The 23,814-nt window shown below is 67.1% G+C and carries 13 protein-coding genes; 11 read left to right on the top strand and 2 right to left on the bottom strand.

Annotated elements, in window-relative coordinates; all coding sequences use genetic code 11:
* The first annotated feature begins 181 nt into the window (after positions 1 to 181).
* The 8 genes from QM708_RS11380 (at position 182) to QM708_RS11415 (ending at position 14,315) form a co-directional block, all read left to right on the top strand.
* The gene (locus QM708_RS11380) at positions 182 to 865 is read left to right on the top strand and encodes a hypothetical protein (RefSeq protein WP_415108335.1); all 684 of its coding nucleotides are present in this window, start codon (positions 182 to 184) and stop codon (positions 863 to 865) included.
* A gap of 351 nt (positions 866 to 1,216) precedes the next feature.
* The gene (locus QM708_RS11385) at positions 1,217 to 4,372 is read left to right on the top strand and encodes a LamG-like jellyroll fold domain-containing protein (RefSeq protein WP_415108338.1); all 3,156 of its coding nucleotides are present in this window, start codon (positions 1,217 to 1,219) and stop codon (positions 4,370 to 4,372) included.
* Complete coding sequence (locus QM708_RS11390; protein WP_415108341.1) at positions 4,287 to 6,785, top strand: PKD domain-containing protein; 2,499 nt, start codon at positions 4,287 to 4,289, stop codon at positions 6,783 to 6,785. Before QM708_RS11385 ends, QM708_RS11390 begins: the two co-directional genes overlap by 86 nt.
* Before the next feature lie 46 nt (positions 6,786 to 6,831).
* Positions 6,832 to 7,395 carry a hypothetical protein gene (locus tag QM708_RS11395; RefSeq protein WP_415108344.1) on the top strand — a complete coding sequence of 188 codons (564 nt, stop codon included), beginning with the start codon at positions 6,832 to 6,834 and terminating at the stop codon, positions 7,393 to 7,395.
* A 158-nt stretch (positions 7,396 to 7,553) separates the two neighbouring features.
* The gene (locus tag QM708_RS11400; protein WP_415108347.1) at positions 7,554 to 10,025 is read left to right on the top strand and encodes a right-handed parallel beta-helix repeat-containing protein; all 2,472 of its coding nucleotides are present in this window, start codon (positions 7,554 to 7,556) and stop codon (positions 10,023 to 10,025) included.
* Positions 10,026 to 10,317: 292 nt separating this feature from the next.
* Positions 10,318 to 11,733, top strand: coding sequence for a polysaccharide biosynthesis tyrosine autokinase (locus tag QM708_RS11405; RefSeq protein ID WP_415108350.1), 1,416 nt, complete (start codon positions 10,318 to 10,320; stop codon positions 11,731 to 11,733).
* Positions 11,734 to 11,790: 57 nt separating this feature from the next.
* Positions 11,791 to 13,035, top strand: coding sequence for a hypothetical protein (locus QM708_RS11410; protein ID WP_415108353.1), 1,245 nt, complete (start codon positions 11,791 to 11,793; stop codon positions 13,033 to 13,035).
* Entirely contained in the window at positions 13,032 to 14,315 is a 1,284-nt protein-coding gene (locus QM708_RS11415) for an O-antigen ligase family protein (protein WP_415108356.1), read from the top strand. The genes QM708_RS11410 and QM708_RS11415 overlap by 4 nt, the downstream gene beginning before the upstream one ends.
* Before the next feature lie 24 nt (positions 14,316 to 14,339).
* On the opposite strand, the gene QM708_RS11420 is transcribed toward QM708_RS11415, so the two are convergent.
* Both QM708_RS11420 and QM708_RS11425 read right to left on the bottom strand, forming a co-directional pair.
* Complete coding sequence (locus QM708_RS11420) at positions 14,340 to 15,263, bottom strand: glycosyltransferase (RefSeq protein WP_415108359.1); 924 nt, start codon at positions 15,261 to 15,263, stop codon at positions 14,340 to 14,342.
* The gene (locus tag QM708_RS11425) at positions 15,260 to 16,270 is read right to left on the bottom strand and encodes a glycosyltransferase (protein ID WP_415108362.1); all 1,011 of its coding nucleotides are present in this window, start codon (positions 16,268 to 16,270) and stop codon (positions 15,260 to 15,262) included. Before QM708_RS11425 ends, QM708_RS11420 begins: the two co-directional genes overlap by 4 nt.
* A 209-nt stretch (positions 16,271 to 16,479) precedes the next feature.
* On the opposite strand from QM708_RS11425, the gene QM708_RS11430 reads away from it, so the two are divergent.
* From QM708_RS11430 to QM708_RS11440, 3 genes are all read left to right on the top strand, one after another.
* A complete protein-coding gene (locus QM708_RS11430) occupies positions 16,480 to 17,376 on the top strand; it encodes a glycosyltransferase family 2 protein (protein WP_415108365.1) in 897 nt (298 codons plus the stop codon).
* A gap of 17 nt (positions 17,377 to 17,393) precedes the next feature.
* Positions 17,394 to 18,221 carry a hypothetical protein gene (locus tag QM708_RS11435; RefSeq protein ID WP_415108368.1) on the top strand — a complete coding sequence of 276 codons (828 nt, stop codon included), beginning with the start codon at positions 17,394 to 17,396 and terminating at the stop codon, positions 18,219 to 18,221.
* Between the two features lie 366 nt (positions 18,222 to 18,587).
* The gene (locus tag QM708_RS11440) at positions 18,588 to 23,807 is read left to right on the top strand and encodes a DUF4082 domain-containing protein (RefSeq protein ID WP_415108370.1); all 5,220 of its coding nucleotides are present in this window, start codon (positions 18,588 to 18,590) and stop codon (positions 23,805 to 23,807) included.
* Positions 23,808 to 23,814 lie beyond the last annotated feature (7 nt).

Consider the following 23,814-nt stretch of genomic DNA (forward strand, 5'->3'; position numbering starts at 1 on the left):
TGGTTGGTGTGCGGGGTAGATAGCCCATACAATGCATGCTGGCTGGTATTGCATGATGCGTGTACCGCGAAATTGCTTTCGCATTGCCCGGTTGTTCGAGGCGCGATGCGAGAGTTCGGAACTTCAATACTGAAGGATCGTGTTGGAGTCGGGTGGGGTAGAACGGAAATGGAGCGGTGCGGTGGACGAACAGCAGAAGTCGAATGAGGTCGTGGTGCGGCGTCGTGTTCTGATCGGGATTCTCGTGGCCGCGGTCCTCGCGGTGGGGATCTGGGCGGTCTGGTCCGGGCGGCCCGGTGCGGCGCCCGCCTCGCCGAGCCCGTCCTCCGCCCAGGTTCCCGACGCCGGTGGCCAGACGTCGACGCCCGCGGCGTCCTCTGATGCGGTGCCGCCGGCGAACGATCCCGCGGGTCGGCCCGCGGTCGATCCCGTCGCGCCGTCGGCATCGCCCGTGGCCGGCGTGCTCCCCGAGATGCCCGCGGTGGGGCTCGATTCCGACTCGGAGCTGCCCGGACGCCTGACCGTGTCGCTGGAGAAGATCGAAAAGGTGCAGGGCGAGGCACGCCTGCCCGGTGAGGTCGCGGGCGAAGCCCTGCGGCTGACCGTCCTGATCCACAACGAAGGCTCTGAGAGCGCCGCGTTGGATGCCGTGGTGGTCAACGGCTATTACGGCGAGGCGCTCACGCCTTTGGAGACCCTGACGGCCCCGGGGGGGAGCCCGTTCTCAGGGTCGCTTGCCCCCGACGGGGAATCCCGCGGCGTCTATCTGTTCCGGTTGTACCCGGAGGCGTCCTCGGATGTCACCGTCGCGGTGGACACCGGCCAGGGCCGCCCGGCCGCGGTGTTCCGGGGCGACGCACGCTGACCTCTGACGGGCGCGCGGTATATTTCGTCGTACGAGGTACGGCGGGCTGGCGTGCGCCCGTTTGGCCATCGGATGGTGGTATCTAGGTCGGCCTCGCCGAGGTCATACCGACCTGAGGAGTTAACGAGAATCTCAGGGTGAGACGGACGGGTGCAGGCTTCCCAAGCGTCCGGTCCCATCCTAGAATGATTACGGCACGAGTCTGGTTACTCGTTCCGGGGGAAAATAAAAAGGTAACCGTAATACTTCCGGGGGGCCGGCACATCGAGATGATGCCGGCAAGGGGGGTAGTGCGGTTTAGGGGGAACTGTGACTAATACTTGCGCTTCAGTGCGCCCGAAAACCCGTGCGGTGACATCGATTGTCCTCGCCGTCTTGATGGCTCTGGGCTATCTCGTCGTGGGGCCGACACAGGTGGCCAGCGCCGCGGAATCAGGGCATATCTTCGATGACCCGCCGGTGACCGCCGATCCGCTGCCGACCACACAGATCGACGGCGTCGCGTGGTCGCAGGCCGTGAGCGGATCGAAGGTCTACGTGGGCGGCGAGTTCTCGAACGCCAGGCCTGCGGGAGCGAGTGCGGGGCAGAACCTGTCCCCTCGCGGCAATCTGCTGGCCTACAACATCGAGACCGGCGTCCTGGACCCGTCCTGGGCTCCGACCACCAATGGTGCGGTGCGGGGCGTGAGCGTGTCGCCCGACGGTTCGGTCATCTACGTGACCGGCATCTTCACGCAGGTCAACGGCCAGGCGCGCTACCGTGCGGCGGCCCTGGATGCCGCGACGGGCAACCTGCTGCCTTGGCAGCCGATCATGAACGCCCGCGTGTACAGCGCGAAGAGGCATGGCAACGTCGTCTACCTCGCCGGTGACTTCACCACGGTCAACGGCGTGGCGCGCACCAAGGTGGCCGCGGTGGACGCCGTCACCGGCGCGCTGCTCCCGTTCAACGCCGAGGTGCTCGGTGGCTACGGCGCCCGCGGTGTCGTGGTCTCGCCCGACGGCGCCAAGGTCGTGATCGGCGGTGACTTCACCTCGGTCAACGGCTCCACGAATCCGGGCCGCGGCTTGGCCGCGCTCGATGCGTCCAGCGGTGCTTCGCTGCCGTGGGCGGCCAACGCGGTCGTCCGTAACGCCGACAAGAACGCCGGCATGTACAGCCTCTCGTCCGACGGCGATTCGGTGTACGCGACCGCCTGGGACTTCTACGGCACCGACGAGGACGGCCTCGAGGGGTCCGTTCGCATGTCGTGGAACGACGGCTCGATCGTGTGGCTGGAAGACTGCCACGGCGACACCTATGACGTCGCCTCCGTGGCCGGCGCCGTCTTCATCGCGGGTCACCCGCACTACTGCGGCAACATCGGTGGCTTCCCTCAGACCAGCCAGCCGTGGGAGTTCCATCACACGCTGGCGTTCTCGAAGGAGCCGACCGGCCAGCTGATCACGCCGGACATCTACGGCTACGCCAGCTTCACCGGTATCCAGGCGCCGCGTCCGCTCAACTGGTACCCGCGCTGGAGCACCGGTACGTTCACCGGCCAGGCCCAGGCGGCATGGTCGGTCTCCGGCAACGACCGCTACGTGGTCTTCGGTGGGGAGTTCCCCGCGGTCAACGGCGTGAGCCAGCAGGGCCTGGTGCGCTTCGCGATGCGATCGATCGCTCCGAAGAAGTCCGGACCGCAGGTCCAAGGCGGTGCCTACAAGCTGAACGTCAACTCGTTCATCGCCGGTCAGGCACGCCTGACCTGGCCGTCCAACTTCGACCGGGACAACTCCGAACTGAAGTATGAGGTGCTGCGTCAGGACCGGGGCAACAACGCTCCTCTGCACACCTTCACGTCGAAGTCGACCTTCTTCAAGCGACCCGGCCTGACCTACACCGACGCCGAGCTGACCCCGGGTCAGACCTACAACTACCGCATCCGGGTGACCGACCCGGAGGGCAACGCCACCTGGACGGACTGGACCCCGGTCACGGTGACCGCCACCGGCCAGCCGACGGCCTACGCGGACGCCGTCCTCGGCGACACCCCGCAGCACTACTGGCCGCTCAATGACGCCAGCGGTGCGGTCGGCATGGACTGGGCCGGCGCGGACGACCTGACCACCCGGAGCGTCACCTTCGGGCAGCAGGGCCACCACCAGAACTCCACCGCGACCGCGGCGGCGTTCGGGGGCGCCTCGAGCTCGACCGCGTCCACCACGCAGTCGACCGATGGCCCGCAGGAGTTCACGGTGGAGACCTGGTTCCGCACCACGAGCACCCGCGGCGGCAAGCTCATCGGTTTCGGGAACGCGATGACCGGATCCTCGGGCAGCTACGACCGTCACGTCTACCTGAGCAACAACGGCCGGGTCACCTTCGGTGTTTACCCCGGTGCGATCAAGACCGTGAGTAGCGCGGCGGGCTTCAACGACGGCCAGTGGCACCATGTGGTGGCTTCCCTCGGCAAGGACGGACAGTCCTTGTGGCTCGACGGCAAGCTGGTCGGCCGCAATGTGGATGTGGTGTCCGCACAGGCCTACTCGGGATACTGGCGCCTCGGCGGCGACACCCTCGGCAACTGGCCGAATGCGGGAACGTCGGCCTACCTGAACGGGACGATCCAGGATGTCGCCATCTACGACCGTGTGCTGGACCGCCGCGAGATCGACGAGCATTGGGTGGCGTCGGGCCGCGCCTCGCTGATCCCGCCGACGCCCGGCGATCCGTACGGCGATCGCGTGTACTCGCTCGATCCCGACCTCTACTGGAGGCTGAACGACACCCAGGCCGCGACGTCGGCCCTCGATAGCGGTATCTTTCAGTCCGCCGGAGTCTTCTCCGGCTCCACCACCCGTCAGCAGAACGGCGCCCTGAGCGGCGTCGACGACCGCGCCGTCCGCTTCAATGGAACCGGGCGTTTGGTCACCCAGCGGATGACTCAGGGACCGAGCACCTACGCGCTCGAAGGCTGGTTCAATACGACCTCCGCGACCGGAGGAAAGATCGTCGGCTTCGGTGACAGCGCCGGTGCGGCCAACAGCACGCTCTACGATCGTCACGTCTACCTGGACGCGGCGGGCAAGCTGTCCTTCGGCGCGTGGTCCGGTGAGGCCTCGACCATCACGTCCACTGCGGCGCTGAACGACGGGCAGTGGCACCATTTCGTGGCGCAGCAGTCGTCGGCGGGCATGCAGCTCTTCGTCGACGGCGCCCTGGTGGGGCAGAACGACGTGCAGGACGCCCTGCAGTTCAACGGCTACTGGCGGGTCGGCGGCGACGTCTCCTGGGCGGGCGCGGCCGGTTTCACCGGTGCGATCGACGAGGTGGCCGTCTACCGCGCGACGCTCACCTCCCAGGAAGTGTTCGGACCACTACCAGCTGGGCACGGCCGGCTCGATCAACACCCTGCCGGTTGCCCACTTCGCCAGCCAGGTGACCGACCAGCATGCGGCCTTCGACGCCTCGACGTCGCAGGATTCGGATGGGACGATCGTCAGCTACCTGTGGGACTTCGGTGACGGCACCTCGGGCAGCGGCGCCAGCGTCGAGCACGACTACGCGACCCCGGGCGCCTACACGGTGGTCCTGACGGTCACCGACGATCGCGGTGGGGTGTCCACCTACTCCCTGTCGGTGGTCGCCACTGCGCCCAACCAGCTTCCCACTGCGGACTTCACCACGACCGCCGACTACCTCAACGTCGACTTCGACGCCTCGGGAAGCCAGGATGCCGATGGCACCCTCCAGTCCTACTCGTGGGCCTTCGGTGACGGTTCGTTCGCCAACGGGGTGACGGCGCGTCACACCTTCGCCGCCGCGGGCAATTACGAGGTGACGTTGACCGTCACCGACGACCGCGGAGGTGCCTCCACGGTGGTGCGCACCGTCAAGGTCGTCGCGCCGCCCAACCAGGTGCCCAGCGCGAGCTTCGCGACGCACACCAACGGCCTCGCGCTGTCGGTGGACGGTTCGGCTTCGTCCGATCCTGATGGCAGCATCGCGTCGTATGCGTGGGATTTCGGTGATGGTTCGACGGGGAGTGGCGCTCAGGCGTCGCACACGTATGCGGCGTCCGGAACCTTCATCGTCACCCTCAAGGTGACCGACGACGACGGTGCCGAGTCCGTCACGACCCGCACGGTCACGGTCAACGCGCTGCGCGTCATCGCCGCGGACGGTTTTGAGCGTTCGGTGGCGAGTGGTTGGGGTAGTGCTGATGTTGGTGGTGCGTGGGTCACGAGTGGGGGCGCTGCTGCGTTCTCGGTGGCTGATGGTGCCGGCAAGATGTTGTTGCAGCCGTCGTGGACGCGGGAGGCGATGCTTCCTTCGGTGCAGTCGACGAGCACGCGGAGTGTGATTGGTTTCTCGTCTGATACTGGTTTCGCTGGTGGTACTCAGTCGATCACGTTGATCGGTCGTAAGGTCGGTAGCTCGGTGTATGGGGCTTCGGTGCGGATCGAGTCCGGTGGTGTGGTTCGGATGCATGTTCTTCGTGATACGACTGCGCTGGCGGGTAGTTATGTGATTCCTGGTTACAGCTACCGTCCGGGTGATGTGTTGAATGTGTCGCTGGATGTGACGGGTACGAATCCGACGAAGGTTGCGGCGAGTATTTGGGTGGAGGGGACGTCTGTGCCGAGTAGCCCGCAGTTGGTGGGTACTGATAGCACGGCGGCTCTGCAGGTGCCGGGGAGTGTGGGGGTGAAGGCGTATTCGCCTGGTCCTTCGACGTCGAACCGGGTGCTGAGCTTCAAGAACTACCAGATCCTCGATCCGAATCCCGCCGCGGCGAACGTGGTTCCGGTGGCGTCGTTCACCTCGTCGGTTGATGGTTTGGCGGTGTCGGTTGATGGTTCGGCGTCGTCTGATCCTGATGGCAGCATCGCGTCGTATGCGTGGGACTTTGGTGATGGTTCGACGGGGACGGGTGCTCAGGCTTCGCACACCTATGGGGCTGCTGGGACGTTCACGGTGCGGTTGACGGTGACCGATAACGCGGGTGCGACGCACAGCGTGACGGAGTCGGTGACGGTCAAGGCTCCGCCGGCGGGCAATGTGGTTCCGGTGGCGTCGTTCACCTCGTCGGTTGATGGTTTGGCGGTGTCGGTTGATGGTTCGGCGTCGTCTGATCCTGATGGCAGCATCGCGTCGTATGCGTGGGACTTTGGTGATGGTGCGACGGGGAGTGGCGCTCAGGCGTCGCACACGTACGCGGCCGCTGGGACGTTCACGGTGCGGTTGACGGTGACCGATAACGCGGGTGCGACGCACAGCGTGACGGAGTCGGTCACGGTTCAGGCCCCGGCCAGCAGCGAGACGCTGGTCACGGACGGTTTTGAGCGTTCGGTGGCGAGTGGTTGGGGTAGTGCTGATGTTGGTGGTGCGTGGGTCACGAGTGGGGGCGCTGCTGCGTTCTCGGTGGCTGATGGTGCCGGCAAGATGTTGTTGCAGCCGTCGTGGACGCGGGAGGCGATGCTTCCTTCGGTGCAGTCGACGAGCACGCGGAGTGTGATTGGTTTCTCGTCTGATACTGGTTTCGCTGGTGGTACTCAGTCGATCACGTTGATCGGTCGTAAGGTCGGTAGCTCGGTGTATGGGGCTTCGGTGCGGATCGAGTCCGGTGGTGTGGTTCGGATGCATGTTCTTCGTGATACGACTGCGCTGGCGGGTAGTTATGTGATTCCTGGTTACAGCTACCGTCCGGGTGATGTGTTGAATGTGTCGCTGGATGTGACGGGTACGAATCCGACGAAGGTTGCGGCGAGTATTTGGGTGGAGGGGACGTCTGTGCCGACTAGCCCGCAGTTGGTGGGTACTGATAGCACGGCGGCTCTGCAGGTGCCGGGGAGTGTGGGGGTGAAGGCGTATTCGCCTGGTCCTTCGACGTCGAACCGGGTGCTGAGCTTCAAGAACTACCAGGTTCGTAGCTGACACATCAGCCCTGTGGCATGGTGAACGTGTGAAGGAAAGGACGACGATGGCGGAGCGACTCGGCGGCGGCATACTGCTTGTCTGCACGGCAAACGTGTGCCGCTCGCCGGTCGCCGAGCTGATTCTTCGTCAAGAATGCGAGGGTCGCGGCGTCCGGGGAGTGCCGATCGCCAGCGCTGGCCTTCGCGCCACTCAAGGCACCGGGATCGACCGGTTGATGGCCTCCCTTCTGGCGGAGGAAGGCATCCAGAGCGAGGGCTTCCGCTCGCACCGGCTGGGGCGTGAGGACGTCGAGGCGGCTGGTCTGATCCTGACCGCGACCGCGGCTCAGCGAACGGAGGTCGTCAAGGCCTCGCCGAGGTCGCTGTCGAAGACCTTCTCGATGCGGGAGCTCGTGTTCCTGACCGGGCAGCATCAGGGGGACGGCTTGGAGCCGGTCGAGAGCGTGCGCCAGTCCGCCTTGCGTGCTCGTCCTTACCACAGTGTTCCTGCTCGTGACATGGACATCGATGATCCGACCGGACGGTCGCTGCGCACCTACCGGAGTGCCTACCGGCTGCTGCGCGAGACCATGGAGTCGGTGGCCGAGCGGTTGGCGAGCGTGGTCTGACCCGCATCTCGTCCGACGATGGGGCGCCTGAAGGCCCTCTGACTACGGACCACGACCTGTTTACTGAGAGTTACATAAGTTTCTGAGAGAATCCTGCTACGATCTGGTCTCGGCTCCACCCCCCCTGGAGCTGGCATCTAGACACAGGATTTCCCCCCATGAATCAGAGTTCAACTCGTCGGGCGGTCACCAGACTTGCCTCGATCTCAGCGGCGGCGGCTTTGGCCGCCGCATCGTTCACGTTCGGACCGGCGGTGGTCGCGGCGCAGGCCGCCGACAACTACGTCGGCTCTCGCGTCGAGGGCCGAGGAACGGTCCTCGGCTCGGCGTCGTACGCCCCGCCCTCGGACGCCGTCTTCGTCAGCAACAGCGGTTCCGACGCCAATCCGGGCACCCAGAGCAGGCCGGTGAAGACGGTCGCGCGTGCGCTCGTGGTGGCCCGGTCGGGTGGCACGATCGTGCTGCGCGCGGGGCAGTATCACGAGTCGGTCCATGTCGATAAGCAGGTCACGATCCAGAACTACCCCGGCGAGGTCGTCTGGTTCGACGGTTCGTCGGTGGTGTCCAACTGGACGCGCTCGGGCAACGTCTGGACGGCTCCGTGGTCGAAGATCTACGGCGCGCAGTCGTACTGGGGCGGTGTGCGCAGCGAATACCCGCTTGCGAACTACCCCAACCAGCTGTTCGTGGACGGGCAGGCGCTCAAGCAGGTCGGGTCGGCCGGCGCGGTCACCAGCGGCACGTTCTTCGCCGATGCCGCCAATAGGCGCCTGGTGATCGGGACGGACCCGGGTGGCAAGCAGGTGGTGTCGAGCGACCTCGAGCAGGCCATGAACATCATCGCCCCCGACGTCACCCTCCGTGGGTTCGGCGTCCGGCGCTACTCGACCACCGCCAATGCGCGGGCCGCGATCGTCAACGATGCGCGCGGTGGCACGATTGAGAACCTCGTCGTCTCCGATAACGCCACGGTCGGGTTGTGGTTGCACGCGAACGGGAAGAACGTCCGCCAGGTCACGCTCGAACGCAACGGCATGATGGGCATGAACATGGACAGTTCCAGCAACTCGTCCATCACCAAGTCCGTGGTGCGTCACAACAACATCGAAGGATTCCCCGTCCAGCCGGTCGCCGCGGGTATCAAGATCACCACCTCGGCGAACGTGAAGGTCGCCGACAACCTGGTGACCGACACCTTCCTCGCGACCGGTGTCTGGTTCGACGAGTTCAGCACCGACCCGATGGTGCTCAGCAACGTCGTCAAGGACAACGGCGAACTTCAGGTCAACATCGAGCTCAGCAAGCGTGGCATCGTGGCCAACAATGAGATCGTCGGCGGCCGGAAGGGCATGGACGTGCGGGCCACCGAGGGTCTGCGCGTGATGAACAACAAGATCAGCGGCTACTCGCTGATGGGCATCTATGTCGCGCAGGACGATCGGGTCACGAATCGTCCGAGCAAGGCCCCGGCGGACTTCGCGATGCGGACGCGGAACAACCAGATCGTCAACAACGTCTTCGGTTGCGGCACCAGGTTCCAGGTGTTCGTCAACGACGAGACCGGCAATTCCTCTGCGGAGACCTTCAATCTCACCACCACGGGCAACCTGTTCAGTGCGCGCCGCCAGAATCCCGAGCTGAACCTGATGCTGTGGGGCCTCGGCCGGGACAAGTACGACTTCATGCAGTCTCCGGCCGACATCAGCCGGCGCAACGCCTCGTGGAAGAACCTTCAGGCGAGCGGATGTGTCGCCAACCCCGAATCGACCGTGAGCGCGAGCGCGCTGAGCTCGGTCGCCACCCCGCTGCCCTCGGATGTCGCTCAGTTGCTGGGTGTCTCGGCGGGTACCCGCGCCGTGGGCCGCATCACCGGCGGCGGATCGGTGACTCCGACCGATCCCGTCGCGCCGCTGCCTCCGACCGAGTCGTCCAAGACCACGACCGATACGTTCGGGCGCAACCTGAGCAACACGTGGGGCGGCGCCGATACGGGTGAGACGTGGGCGCTGTCCGGTGGCAACGCAGCGTTCTCGGTGTCGGGTGGCGTCGGCGCCATCGATCTGTCCCCTGGTGACACGCGTGCGGCCTCGCTGCGGTCTCCCAGCGGCACGTCGGCGGTCGTGAGCGCTCAGGTCTCGCTGGATCGCCTGCAGACCCAAGGCACGTCCGGGATCACCCTGGTCGGCCGGCAGATCGGCTCCGCCTACTACGGCGCGCACCTGCGGGTCTCGGCCGACGGGTCGGCGCGTCTGTACGCGCTGCGTCACGACACGGGCCTGGGCGAGAGTGCACCGGTCGCGGGCAAGTTCACCCCCGGGGCCGTCTACAACATGAAGGTCGAGGTCACGGGAACGGCGTCCACCACCGTGCGCGCCAAGGCCTGGCCGGTGAACTCCGCCGAGCCCTCGAACTGGCAGATCGTGGTGGCCGACAATGCGGCGAGTCTTCAGGCCGCGGGGTCGACAGGCGTCATCGCCTACGAGAGCGGTGCTGCGAAGGGATCCTCGCGCTACCGCATCGACAACTGGAGCGCCACGGTGAAGGGTGCCGGAGTCGCCGACGCGGCGTTCCAGGGTGTCCGGTCGGTGGAGGCCGCACCGGGCGAGGCGCCGAACCCTCGTCAGTCCTGAATGGCGCCACTCGGCCGATGATGTCAGCGCATCACTGACCGGCGCGTTCGCTGGGGAGAATTAACAGCCGGATTGCTTATCGAAGGCGGGTTCTCCGTGGTACCGATCGGTGCCACGGAGAACCCGCCTTCGCGCTGGTTGTGGCGCCGGTGAACGTGGTCAAGCGGGCGTCTTCAGGTCGGCTAGACTCGGACAATCGAGCTGACCGCCGTCCACAATCGACTCATATGATCGGGCGCGGCCTTCGGCGCCAAGATTGTTTTTTCGCTCGGACGGGAGTCCTCCATTGACAGTGGCCCAGTACCTGACTGTCCTGAAGCGGCATGTGCTTCTGATTTTCATCCTCGTGCTGCTGGGTGGTGTGGGCAGTTACCTGTACGCGAATACGCTCCCCAAGCTCTACCGGTCTTTTTCCTCGGTGATGGTCGTCCCCGAGCAAGGACAGACCACGCTTGAGATCGTTCAGGGGTCGAACTATGTCGCCGGCATCGTCGAATCGTATGCGTTGCTGGCCACGTCGCCGTACGTGCTGCAGCCGGTGATCGATGAACTCGGGCTGGAGGAGACCCCCATCCAACTCGCGCGGAGCGTCATCGTGGAGACCCCGCTCAACACGACGATCCTTGAGCTCGCCGTGACCGCAGGCTCGCCCGAGGAGGCGCGGGCCAAGAACGAGGCGGTCTCCCGGTCGCTGATCAAGGCGGTCAGCGAACTATCGCCCAGGATCGGCAATCAATCCTCGGTGCGGCTGACGCTGATTTCGCCCGCCAGCCTTCCGGTGTCGCACGTGTCCCCGGACAATCGAATCTATGCGCTCAGCGGTGGCGCTGCGGGCCTGGTCGTGGCCGTCCTGGCGGCCTTTCTGCGCGAGTTCCTTCGCTCGCGTCCGCGGAACTCCGATGATCTGTCCGAGTTCACCGACCTCCCGGTGCTGGGCGAGATTCCCCGTCTTCCCCGCGATAGCGCGAATCTGCCCTCGGCCATGCTGAAGGCGCCCGACGGACCGGTCGCCGAAGGCCTGCGGGCGCTCGCGGCGAGTTTGCGGTTCGTGTCGGTCAACCAGCAGGTTCAGACGTTGATCGTGACATCGGCCCGGCCCTCGGACGGCAAGACGAGCGTGTCTGCTGCCTTGGCGCTGACCTTCGCCGAGGCGGGCCGGCGGACGCTGGTGATCGATGCCGATCTGCGCAATCCGTCCATCGCGCGACTCACCGGCGTGGAGCCCGGCATCGGCCTGAGCACCGTTCTGCTGCACGATTGCGACTTCGAAGAGGCCGTCCAGCCGTGGGGGCACGAGAATTTGCACGTGCTCGCGGGCGGGCCGCTGGTTCCCAATCCCGGGCAGTTGATTTCCTCGGGGCGGCTGGCTGAAGTGATCGCTATCGCGCGGGGTGAGTACGACGCGGTGATCATCGACACTCCGCCCGTTCTTCCGGTCAGCGACGCCATGTGGCTCGCGCCGTCCTCGGACGGTGTGATTCTCGTCGCGCGAGCGAGTAAGACGCCCAGCCGCGCCATCCGTGCCGCGCTGAGCGCGATGGCCGCAACGGGCACGGCCGTGCTCGGGCTGGTGCTCAATGGCGCCGTGATGACGGTGGACAGCCGCTACCACGGCACCTACGGGCAGAACGCCAAGCAGCGGCCCTGGTTGCCGTCGAGCCGTCCGGCCACCTACGGCAACGGCAAGTCGGACAGTCGGGGGCGGTAACGGCCCATGCTCCAAGCACTGGCCGCGCGTGGGCTGACAACGATCTTGTCCGCGGTCATGGGGATCCTGACCGCGCGCATGATCCTCGGCGACGCCGGAATCGAGTTCTTCGCCCTCTACGCGCTCATCACCACGCTTCCCGCGCTGATGCAGTTTCAGGATCTCGGTGCGGGGGCCGCCTTGGTCAACGCCATCGCGACGAGGAAGGAAGGCGATCCGGAGCAGGCGATCGCCTCCACCCTGATGTCGGTCTGGCGGATCATGATCTGTTTCTCCGGCGTCGTCCTGATCGTGAACCTGGTTCTCTTCCTCACCGGCGGCTGGAGCTTCGTCCTCGGTGAGGCGGGAAGCCTCGACGGGGCGCGGCTGGCGGCCTTCTCCTGCATCTCCGTCTGGGCGATCAGCGTGCCGATGGGCATCTGGCAGCGGGTGCTGCTGGGGCTGAACAAGAACTATCTGATCATCCTGATCCAGGGGGTCATCCCGCCGCTCAACTTCGTCTTCGTCTGGTTGATCCTGCAAGGGGGCCCCGCGATGTACGCGTTCGCGGGCATGGCCACCTACCTGTCCACCTTCGTGGTCGCGGTGACAGGCCTGGCCGTGGCTGTTCGCCAGATCTGGGGTGCCAGCCTGCTGGCCGTGCGGCAGGTGTGGTTCCCGAAGCGTTACCCGGGCGTGCGGGTCATGGATGTCGGCTGGCCGATGATGGCGCAGATGCTGTCGACTCCGCTGTCGATTTCGGCGCAGCGCTACGTGCTCGCGCAGTCCGCGACCACCGTCCAGGTTGCCGAGTACACCGCCGCCGCGCAGATCTATCTCTCGCTGCTGGGGATGATCTCGGCGGCGGGAGTGGCGTTGTGGCCGTCGTTCGCGCGCCAGCGGGCGGCCGGGACGCTGCGGACCAGCCCCTACCGGCTCAGCATCTATTTCGCCGTTGCCTGCACCGCCGCCTTGGCCATGTTCTTCCTCGTCCGTGATCCGGTGTTCTGGTTCACCACCAAGGGTGAGGTGCACGTGCAGGCCAGCACGGCGATCGCATTCAGCCTGATGCTCATCGCCCAGGCGGCGCTGTATCCGCTGGGCATGTTCATCATGGACGTTCAGGGGATCCGGTTCCAGGTCGCCCCGACCCTGATCATGGCCTTCAGTTCGTTGTTCCTGTCGATCCTGGTGACTCCGACCATGGGGGCCATCGGCCCGCTGCTGAGCAATGTGGTCTGCGTTGTGTTCGCCCAGGTGATCCCGTTCAGCATCTACATTCACCGGAACCGGGCGAGGCTGTGGCAGAGCGAGGCGTCATGACCGCGCACCCCCCGCGCGCCACGCCCCTGATGCCGTCGCGTGAGTCGACGCTGGACGCCGTGGTCGCGGTCGCGCTCGCCTTCGCGATCGGTTCGCAGCTGAGGCTGACCGGGCCGCTGTCGCTCGCGTTGCTCGCCCCCTTGGCCCTGGCGCCGGTGTGGATGCGCAGCACGCCGACCAGCCTCAGGGTCGTCGCCGCGATCGGCGTCGCCGCGATCGGAAACGGGCTTCTGCTCAACGAGGCGTCCGCTCCCATGCATGTGATCTCAGGCAACCAGACACGGGCTCAAATCGCCTTCGTGCTGGAGGTGGCGGTCGCGGCCGGAGCCCTGTACTGGGTGCGCAAGGTGGTGGGAGCGCCTGCTGCCGGGCTGAGTTTCGGCATCGGCGTCCTGGCCAGCCAGGTGCTGAGCGGTCTCAATGCCACGAATCCCTGGAAGTTCAGCCTCTTCCTGCCGGTGGCGGTGTGCTGCCTTTCCGTCGCGTGGTGGAGGCGGAGCTTCAAGCTCGAGGTCGCGGTGCTGCTGGGGTTGATCGGCGTTTCGGCGTTGAACGATTCCAGGTCGGCGGCGTCGATGGCGGCGATGACCTTGGCGATCGTGGTGTGGCAACGGTTCAGGACGGCGCTGGAGAGGCAATCGACACCGCTGCGCGTCGCTTTGGTGCTGGCGATCATCGCGACCGGCTCGTACTTCATGATGCAGGCGTTCATCCTCGACGGATACCTGGGTCAGGACGCACTCGAGCGCAGCGAGTCGCAGCTGCGCACCAGCGGGTCGCTGCTGCTCGGTGGACGCCCGGAGATGGGAGCCACGTTCGCCTTGCTGCTGGAGAAGCCGATGGGCTACGGCCTGGGGGCGGTGCCGAACTCCCGAGACGTCTACGTGGCCAAGTCGGGCATGGCGTCGCTGCACTACGAACCGAACAATGGCTACGTCGAGCGCTACATGTTCGGCAACGGATTCGAGGTCCATTCGATCATCGGCGACCTGTGGCTGCGGTGCGGAGTGTTCGGGCTGATCCTGGTCGTGGCGTTCCTGGTCGTCATCCTCGGCGGAGTCCTGAGCCGTGTCGCGCGCAACCGCGCCAGCGGGCTGGCGGTCCTGATCGCGATCCTGGTCATCTGGGAGATCTTCTTCGGGCCCTTCTACCCCTCCACGGTGCGCATGATCGTCCTGGCGCTCGCGATGCTCGCCCCGATGGCGGATGAGCCCGCCCTGGGGCCACCACGACGCTCGCTAGGTGATCTGACCGTGCGGAGCGCCGCCGCTCCCGCCTAGGCGGCGGTGGGGGCGAGGCTCAGCTCAGCCTCGCGCATACTCATCCACGCGCACATCGAGCGCACCCTTGATGCGTCCGATCGCGAACCAGTAGCGGCGCTTGCCGACGGCGTCCATCGACACGTTGCGGGTCAGCTTGCCCACGACATGGACGGCCTGGAACGCCACCATCCGCACCGCACCGCCGGCCAGGGCCGCAGCGCGGGCCCGGACGGCCGCGAGTCCGGACCGTCCGCGAAGCCGAAGGGACGAATGGGTGACGCCGTGTGCGATCGTGCGCCGGCGGACGAACGCCACGGTGGCGCGGTCGCGGGGGACCTCGTCGAGGACGATGGAGTCCGCCGAGGCGACGATGGTTCCCCCAGCGGCCAGCAGGGCCTCGCCGAAGAGGGTGTCCTCACCGCCGGCGAGCCCTTGGCCCGGATCGAAATCCACGCCGCGCCGGCGCACGTCGGCGACGTCGATGAGGACGTTGCCGGTGGAGAGGCTGGTCAGGCGCGTGCCCGTCGCGTGCCGGTCACGGCGCATGAAACCGCCCGCGCTGATCCACGGGTCGCAGTCGGCGGGCCAGGCATAGCGCACCCACCCCTTGACGACCGAGGGTCGGTAGGCCTCCCAGGTGGCGACCAGTTCGGCGAGCCAGCGCTCCTCGGGCATGACGTCGTCGTCGACCATGACCAGCAGATCGTCGTCATCCGCGCTGCCCAGCGCCGCTCGTCTCGCGGCGCCGATGCCAGGGGTGGGTTCGTGAACGTAGCGCACACCCAGCGACCGGGCGGTCTCCTCAGCCGAGCGCTCCGGGTCGTTGTCGATGACGGCGATGGCGCACCGGCGGCCCAGGGCCTCGGCTTGCGCACCGATCACCTCGACGAGCGGCGGGAGCAGTGGCATGCGCCGGTAGGTGGTGATCGCCACCAGGACGGGGCGTGCTGGGGCCGGGGTGGTCACCGCTTGGTCCTCGTCGCTTCGACGGCGCGCCGGTAGGCGTCCCGATGGGCGGTGCCCGCCTCGGACCATCCTCGCGCCGACAGGTCCGGCAGCGAACCGGGAATCCCGGACTGGAGGGCCTGGTCGACGTCCTGAGCGCTGAGCGTGCCGGCGAACAGGTGCACCCAGCCTTCACCCACCTCCTCGCGCAGGGCGCGATTGACGGCGTTGTCGGGAACCAGGACCGGACGTGCGAGCGAGAGCGCCGCGAGCGCCGAGCCGGAATTGTGCATATGGACGTACGGCAGCACGATCAGCGACGATCCGGTGACCGCCTGGGCGAAGTCTTCCTCGGACAGGTATTCCAGCCGCAACGAGACGCCCGGCGCCCGCGCGGCGAGGCTTTCGAGCTCCTGCCGGATCTCGTCCGAGGTCGGACGCCCGGAGATCGCCAAGGTGACGTCGTCTCGCTGCTGGCGCAGTTCCTCGAATGCGGCGAGCAGCGATTCCACGCCCTTGTAGCGGCGAACGAGGCCGACGAACCCGATGCGACCAGGAATGGCCTCATTCTGCGGCATATCGCGGAACCAGTCGACGTAGTGCCCGTGGGGGATCAGCGCGGTGGGCGCGGCCACCTGCGTCTGGTCGTTCAGAGTGATGCTCATGGCCGGCCGCTGCTGGATGAAGCGGAGCATCCGCGTCTCCCAGCCGTTGAGATCGGTGGGCAATTCCAGGTTGTGCACCGTCCGGACGATCGCCGTCCGGGTGATGCGCAGTCGCCACAGCAGCAACTGGAATCTGGCGGCTTTCACCACGCGCCGCAGTCGTGTGCGGCCGCCCAGGAACACCTCGGGCCAGTGGAAATGGATAGCGTCGTAGCGCCCGAAGAACGCCTCCCGCCAAGAGAATCGCAGATGATCCAAACCGGGGGTGTTGACGAGCGCCTCGTCTAGCATGTGGATGTAGGGGTTCGACGTCGGTCGGGGCCGGCGGAATGAGTGCATCACACGCAGGTTCGTGTTGGCCACGCTTGTCTGCTCCTCGGGTAACAACGTTAATGAGTATCGCCGTTACTATATAGTCCCGACGAGGTTTTCCGAGCGCTCAGCGCTGTGGCGGGCCGGATTGGACACAGAGGGGGAGCTGGTGGTAGTTGCGCGAGTGGCGTGTGGCAAGGCTGGATGTCGTCAAGTATTAGGGCTGTCGGCCGGCAATCCGATCGTCGGTGAGGTGGATTGTGCCGAATAGCGCACTGATCGTCGTGAACTACGGCTCGAGTGAACTCCTGCGCCAGAACTTGCGTGCGGTTTCCACGGCGGTGCCCGAGATCGCGGTTTATGTTGTCGACTGTTTTTCCACCGAAGCGGAGCAGGCGGCGGTCGGAGACCTGGCCGAAGGGTGCGGATGGCATCCCGTGCTGCTCAGCGAGAACGTGGGTTTCGGGGCCGGCGTCAACCGCGGGGCCGAACTGGCGTTGTCGCGAGGCGCGGAGGTGCTTCTCGTGCTCAATCCCGATGCCGTTCTCGATCGCTGCGCGGTGCTCGGGCTGATCGAGGCCGTGAACCGCGAGCCGATGTCGATGGTCGCGCCGCGGGTGGTGCGCCCGGATGGCAGCACCTGGGCAGAGGCGATGGACCTGCATCTCGACGACGGCTCGATCGCCGCCGAGAGGTTCCGGGCGCGGCACCCAGGCAGGCCGCGGCGGCGTTGGCTCTCGGGCGCCTGCTTTGCGATCTCGGCGCAGCTGTGGCGCCGGATCGGTGGATTCGACGAGGACTACTTCCTCTATTGGGAGGACGTTGATCTCTCCTACCGGGTGCTGGCCGCGGGCGGGGAGCTGGTCGTCGATCATTCGATTCTGGCCACCCATGATGAGGGGGGTACGCAGCGCACGGCCGACAGCGCCCAGCGCCGATCCAACCTGTTCTACTACTACAACATCAGGAACCGGCTGCTGTACGCGGGCAAGAACCTCGACCCGGACGCCCGTCGTGCGTGGCGCCGGTCGAGTCTTCGCGCGGGGGTGCAGACCGTGTGGGGCGGCGAACGCCGCGGAGCGCTGAAGGCCGCAGGGCCTTGGATCGCGCTCGCGCGGGGGCTGCGGGACGGGATCAAGGGGAGGGCCGGACGGTGAAGCGACCTGGAGTGGTCATGGTGACGAGGCCCTACCATGGCCTGGGGAACAGGATCAGGGTGGTGCTCTCGGGCCAGTTGCTGGCCGAACGTCACGGGCGGTCCTTCGCCTACGTCTGGCCGACCGGGCGCCATTTCGGCGCCCGCCTGGACCAGCTGTGGCAGGTGGACGAGCGGCGGATCTCGCCGGCTCGCTCGTGGCTGTTGGCGCGCAGGCATCCCTACCGCGATGCTTCGCTGGATTGGCTGCCCACGGCGACCAGCGACAACCTGTGGCAGATCAGGACGTCGCAGCCGATCGCCTTCCCCGAAGGCATCGATGAGTGGCACCCGTTGCTGCGCGGCCTAGTGCCGGTGCCCGAGATCCAGGAGCGGATCATGGCCGTCTTCGATGAGCATCTGCGCGGCCGTCCCTACGTGGGGGTGATGGTCCGCACCCACTCCGTGTCGCACGAGAACACCCTGAAGGACTCTCCCCTGGAGTGGTATCTGGAGCGCCTGGCCCAGATCCGCCGGGAGCACGGCGATATTCCGTTCTACGTCTCCGCAGACACCGTGGCCGGCGAGGCTGCGGTCCGCGAGGCCTTCCCCGGCTCGGTCGGGCTGGGCGACAAGGGTGCGTACAACAGCCTTCAGGCGCTGCAGGCCTCGCTCGTCGACCTGTACCTGCTGGCGAGTTCGGCGCACATCATCGGTCCGCACTACTCCAGCTTCCCCGAGCTCGCCTCCTATCTCGCCGAGCCGGCCATCCGGCTGGAGACCTCGCAAAGCCCCGAGGGCAGCCGCCTGGAGGTGGGCGACCAGCTGACGGTCGTGTCTGACCCGCTGCGCCCCTGGCGGCGATAGGCGGCGATTCATCGATGCGTCTCGGGAGCTCTCAGATTGAGGGCTCCCGATTCGTTTGCCAAGCCCAGTCCGGCCGGTCGCTCAATTGAAAACTGAAAATCGTCCCCCATTGGCCTCGCGTTCGGTGCAATTGAAAACTGAAAGCTTCCCACGCCGGCTTCGCAGCCGGTGGAATTGAAAACTGAAGGCTCCTTGCCGCCCCACACCGCTCGGCGGAACTGAAAACTGAAATACATCGAAAGTGTGAAATCAGGCCTGAGGGCGCGATACGGCGTAACCTTTCAAGACTTAAATGTCTATGCTGCAAGTATCGATATCCCGTGCCCATTCCGGTGGCGCGTGTGAGGATCTGGGGGAGGATCTCTCGTGTTCGATTCAATGCATCCGCGTCCGTCTAAGCGCCGGTCGTCTCGGCCGCTCGTGACGGTGCTCGCGGTGGCGCTGGCGTTCGCGAGCGCGATCGTCACCGGCCTCACCGCCGCCGCCGCTGCGCCGTGCGAGGACGGCGGCAATGCCATCGTCTGCGAGAACGCCAAGCCCGGCGTGCACGCGGACGTGTGGGACATTTCGGGCGTCGGCGACCACTCGATTCAGGGGTATTCGACCGAGATCAGCGTGGACGCGGGACACCGGATCGACTTCAAGATCGATACCGACGCGACCGACTACCGCATCGACATCTACCGCACCGGCTACTACCAGGGCCTGGGTGCGCGGCTGTGGGGTTCGGTCCGCCCCGATGTGTCGCTGCCGCAGAACCAGCCGGAATGCCTCAACGATCTGAGCACCGAGTTGTACGACTGCGGCGCCTGGGCGGTCTCCGCGCACTGGGACGTTCCTGCGAATGCCGTGTCGGGCGTCTATGTGGCGAAACTCATCCGCACCGATACGGGCGGTTCGAGCCACATCACCTTCGTGGTGCGCGATGACGGATCCACCGCCGACATGGTGCTGCAGACCTCCGACACCACCTGGCATGCCTACAACACCTACGGCGGTTCCGACTTCTACCAGGGCGCCATCAACGGCCGTGCCTACAAGGTGAGCTACAACCGTCCGTTCGCCACCCGCGGCGGCATCGAGGAGCGCGACTTCTACTTCGGCGCCGAGTATCCGATGGTGCGCTTCCTGGAGCAGAACGGCTACGACGTCACCTACATCGCCGGGGTCGACACCGACCGCAGCGGCGAGCGACTGCTCAACCACAAGACGTTCATCTCGATCGGGCACGACGAATACTGGTCCGGGCGCCAGCGCGCCAACGTCGAGGCCGCGCGGGATGCGGGGGTCAACCTCGCATTCTTCAGCGGCAACGAGATGTACTGGCGCGGACGGTGGGAGCCGTCGGTCGCCGGTACGCCGACCGACTACCGCACCTTCGTCTCCTACAAGGAGACCTTCAACCATCGCAAGATCGACCCGTCGACCGAGTGGACGGGCACCTTCCGCGACCCGCGGTTCTCCAACCAGGCAGACGGCGGTGGCGTGCCGGAGAACGCCCTGACCGGAACCATGTACATGGTCAACTACTCCGACCTGCCCGTCACGGTGAACGACGAGGAGGGCAAGCTCCGGCTGTGGCGCAACACCGGCCTGGATGCCCAGGCCCCGGGCACGTCGACCGCCCTGACGCCGCACACGGTGGGGTACGAATCGGACGAGGACATCGACAACGGCTTCCGGCCGGCCGGGCTGATCCGGATGTCGACCACCAAGGGCATGGTCTCGGAATACCTCCAAGACTTCGGCAGCGTCGTGGCGCCGGGGGAGACCACCCACCACATCACGCTGTACCGCGCGACCAGCGGGGCGCTCGTCTTCTCGGCCGGGTCGGTCCAGTGGAGCTGGGGCCTGGATTCGATGCACGATGGCGAGCGCCCGGCCGCCGACGTCCGGATGCGGCAGGCGACGCTCAACCTGTTCGCTGATATGGGCGTCCAGCCGGCGACCTTGGCCGACGATCTGGTCGCGGCCACCCGCACCACCGACGCCGCCGCCCCGACGGCGACCATCACCGCGCCGGCCGCCGGCACCTCGCTCGCCAGCGGCAGCGCCGTGACCGTGACCGGCACGGCCGCCGACGTGGGTGGCAAGGTGGCCGGAGTCGAAGTGTCGCTCGACGGCGGCCGCACCTGGCATCCGGCCGAGGGCCGCCAGAACTGGAGCTACACCGGTCTGATCAACGGAATCGGGGCCGGATCGATCCGGGCCCGCGCTATCGACGACAGCGTCAACCTCGGCGCGCCCGCCGAGGTGGCGGTCACCGTGGCGGGACCCACCAGCATCTACGGCCAGCAGGTGCCCGACCGGCCCTCGACGGCCGATCCGGGGGCCTTGGAACTGGGCCTCCGCTTCACCCCGTCGGTCGACGGGTACGTCCAGGGCGTCCGGTTCTACAAGGGGCCGGCCAACACCGGCCCGCACGTGGGGCGGCTGTGGAGCGCGACCGGCCAGCAGCTGGCCTCGGTCACGTTCACCGACGAGACGGCGACCGGCTGGCAGGTGGCCCGGTTCAGCCGCCCGGTCGCGGTGTCGGCCGGCCAGAAGCTCGTCGTCTCCTACACCGCGCCCGCGGGCGGGTATGCCGCCTCCGAGGACGTGTTCTACTACGACGGCATCGACACCGGCGTGCTGACCGTCTCCGGCGGTTTCGGTTCGGAGGTGGCCAGCGTTTTCAGCGCCCCGGGGCAGTTCCCGGACCGCTCCTACGGCCGGCCGTCCTACTTCGTGGACGTGCAGTTCAGCACGGTCGACGATTCCCCGCTCACCGCCTTCGGTCATGCGCCCGCCGATCGCGCGGTCAGCGTGGCCCCGGCCAGCACGGTCAGCGTCACGTTGTCCCGCAATGTCGACCCGGCATCGGTCGCGATGACGCTGGTCGATTCGGCCGATCGCGCGGTCGAAGGGACGACGAGCTACGACGCGCCGACCCGCACGGCCACCTTCACGCCGGCCTCCCCGCTGGCGGCCTTCGTGGAGTTCAGGGCGAGCGTGACCGCCACCACCACCGGGGACGGCCAGCCGATCGCCGAGGGCGGCACCTGGAGCTTCCGGACCCAGCGCCCGGACTCGGACGCCTGCCCCTGCGGGCTGTTCGCCGAATCCGAGGTGCCCGGGATGGCCGACGCCAACGACGGGCGTCCGCTCACCGTCGCCACCCGCTTCATCGCGTCGAACGCGGGTGAGGTGTCCGGCGTCGAGTACTACAAGGGGGCCGCGGACAACGGCGACGTGACGGTCTTCCTGTGGGGGCCCGACCACGCCGTGCTGGCCTCGGCGCCGGTGACCGATCAGGTCGCCGCCGGCTGGCAGCGCGTCCTGTTCGACACGCCGGTCGTGATCGCCGAGGGCGCCGAGTACACCGTGGGGTACCGGACGTCTGCGGGCGTCTACCCGGTCACGCTCGGGCGCCTCTCCACGCCGGTCACCGCCGGGCTGCTGCGCACGCCCGAGAAGGCCGGCGGCTTCACCTACGGCACCGGCTACCCCGATGCCCAGGTCTCCACCTCCTACCTCGTGGACGTGCTCTACACCCCGGTCGAGGCCGCGCCGTCGGTGCTGTCGCTGACACCGTCGCGCGGCGCCATCGACGTGCCCGCCTCCAGTCAGCTGACGGTCAAGGTGTCCGCGCCGCTCGCCCCGGGGGCGACCCTCACCCTCGTCGATGCCCTCGATCATGCGGTGGAGGGGACCACCAGCACGAGCGCGGACGGCCGCACCGTCACCTTCGTGCCGAAGCGTCCGCTGGGGGAGTCGGCGACCTACCACGCCGCCTTCACCGGCCAGCGCGCCGAGGACGGTGCCGCGTTCCCGGCCACCGAATGGAGCTTCACCACCGCGGCGCCGCCGGGGCAGTGCCCCTGCACCGGATTCGGTTCGGTCACCCCACAGGGGGTCGACTCGAATGACGGTGCCGCCACCGAACTGGGCATGACGTTCATTCCCGAGCGGGACGGATGGATCACCGGCGTGCGGTTCTACAAGTCGGCCGCCAACACCGGTACCCACACCGGCTCGCTGTGGGACGGCGGCGGGAACCGGCTGGCCACCACGACGTTCTCCAACGAGACTCAGTCCGGCTGGCAGACCGCCTCGTTCGACAACCCTGTCGCGGTCGTCAAGGGACGGACCTACGTCGTGTCCTACCTGGCGCCCCAGGGCCACTACTCCGCCGACGCGGCCTACTTCACCGCCGAGCGCGCGGTCGGGCCGTTCCGCACCCCGGCCGGCGCGGGCCGCTACGTCTACGGCGGCGGGTTCCCGGTGTTCTCCTGGAACGGCACGAACTACTACGTCGACGCCGTGTTCACCGAAGGGGAACTGAGCGTCGTCGACCAGGCCCCCGCGCAGGGCGAGACCGGGGTGGACCGGTTTGCGACCGTGTCCGCCCGGCTCAGCCAGTTGCCGGTGGGCAGTACGCCACAGATCGCGCTGACGGCCGCCAACCAGCCGGTCGCGGGCACGAGCAGCTTCGACTCGGGCACCCAGTCGGTGACCTTCACGCCCGCGGGCCAATTGGCCGAGCTGACGACGTTCACCGCCACCGTGACGCTGGCTGGCGAGACGCTGGCGAGCTGGACCTTCACCACCGGGCAGACGCGGGTCTACACCGACCTGCAGAGCCTGTGGTCGGACGCCGACACCCCGGCCGTCCCCAGCTGGGACGACTCGGCGGCGATCCAGGTCGGCACCCGGGTGAGGGTGGAAGTCGACGGCACGGTGGCCGGCGTCCGGTTCTACAAGGGTGCGGGCAATACCGGCACCCATACCGGATACGTGTGGAGCGCATCCGGCCAGCTGCTCGGCTCGGGCACCTTCACCCGTGAATCCGCCGAGGGCTGGCAGACCCTGCAGCTCGGCACACCGGTGGAGGTGACCGCGGGCACGGAACTCGTCGTGTCCTACTACGCCCCGAACGGGCACTACGCGGTCACCGCCGAGGCGCTCGCGCGTCAGCGGTCGGTGGACGGGCTGACCTCGCTGGCTCCCGGCGGCGTCTTCGCCTACGGGTCGACGGCCTTCCCGACCGGCACCTCGCCGCACAGCTTCTGGGTCGACCTGCTGCTGGAACCGGCTTCGGATCCAGGCACCGGAACCGAAGGACCGGCCCCGGTGCTCGCCGGGCGCGGGCTGTGGTCGCTCGACGACGTTCCCGCCGTAGCCGCCAGCACGGATACCGACTACGTCCAGGTGGGCACCCGGCTCAAGGTGACGCAGGACGGCACGATCCCGGGCATGCGCTTCTACAAGGGCGAGGGCAACACGGGCACCCACGTCGGCAACCTGTGGTCGATCGACGGACGCCTGCTCGCCTCGGGCACGTTCACCGGTGAGACGGCCTCGGGCTGGCAGACGCTCGCGTTCAGCACGCCGGTGACGGTGAGCGCGGGAACCGAACTCGTCGTGTCCTACGTGGCGCCGCGAGGGCACTACGCGTTCACCTCGAAGGGGCTGGAGTTCCCGGTCAGTGCCGGGCCGGTCCAATCGCTCGAGCGCGGTGGTACCTACGTGTACGGCGCCGGCTTCCCGTCGGCGACCTCGGCGCACGCCTACTGGACCGACATCGTGTTCACGCCCGCGCCGTGAGTTCGGC

It is taken from the genome of Propioniciclava sp. (assembly GCF_047602245.1).
Classification (GTDB): domain Bacteria; phylum Actinomycetota; class Actinomycetes; order Propionibacteriales; family Propionibacteriaceae; genus Propioniciclava.

Excerpts from the sequence above, each read along its gene's own strand:
- QM708_RS11395 (WP_415108344.1), top strand. The coding sequence starts at position 6,832 with ATGGCGGAGCGACTCGGCGGCGGCATACTGCTTGTCTGCACGGCAAAC.
- QM708_RS11400 (WP_415108347.1), top strand. The coding sequence starts at position 7,554 with ATGAATCAGAGTTCAACTCGTCGGGCGGTCACCAGACTTGCCTCGATC.
- QM708_RS11410 (WP_415108353.1), top strand. The coding sequence starts at position 11,791 with ATGGGGATCCTGACCGCGCGCATGATCCTCGGCGACGCCGGAATCGAG.
- QM708_RS11415 (WP_415108356.1), top strand. The coding sequence starts at position 13,032 with ATGACCGCGCACCCCCCGCGCGCCACGCCCCTGATGCCGTCGCGTGAG.
- QM708_RS11435 (WP_415108368.1), top strand. The coding sequence starts at position 17,394 with ATGGTGACGAGGCCCTACCATGGCCTGGGGAACAGGATCAGGGTGGTG.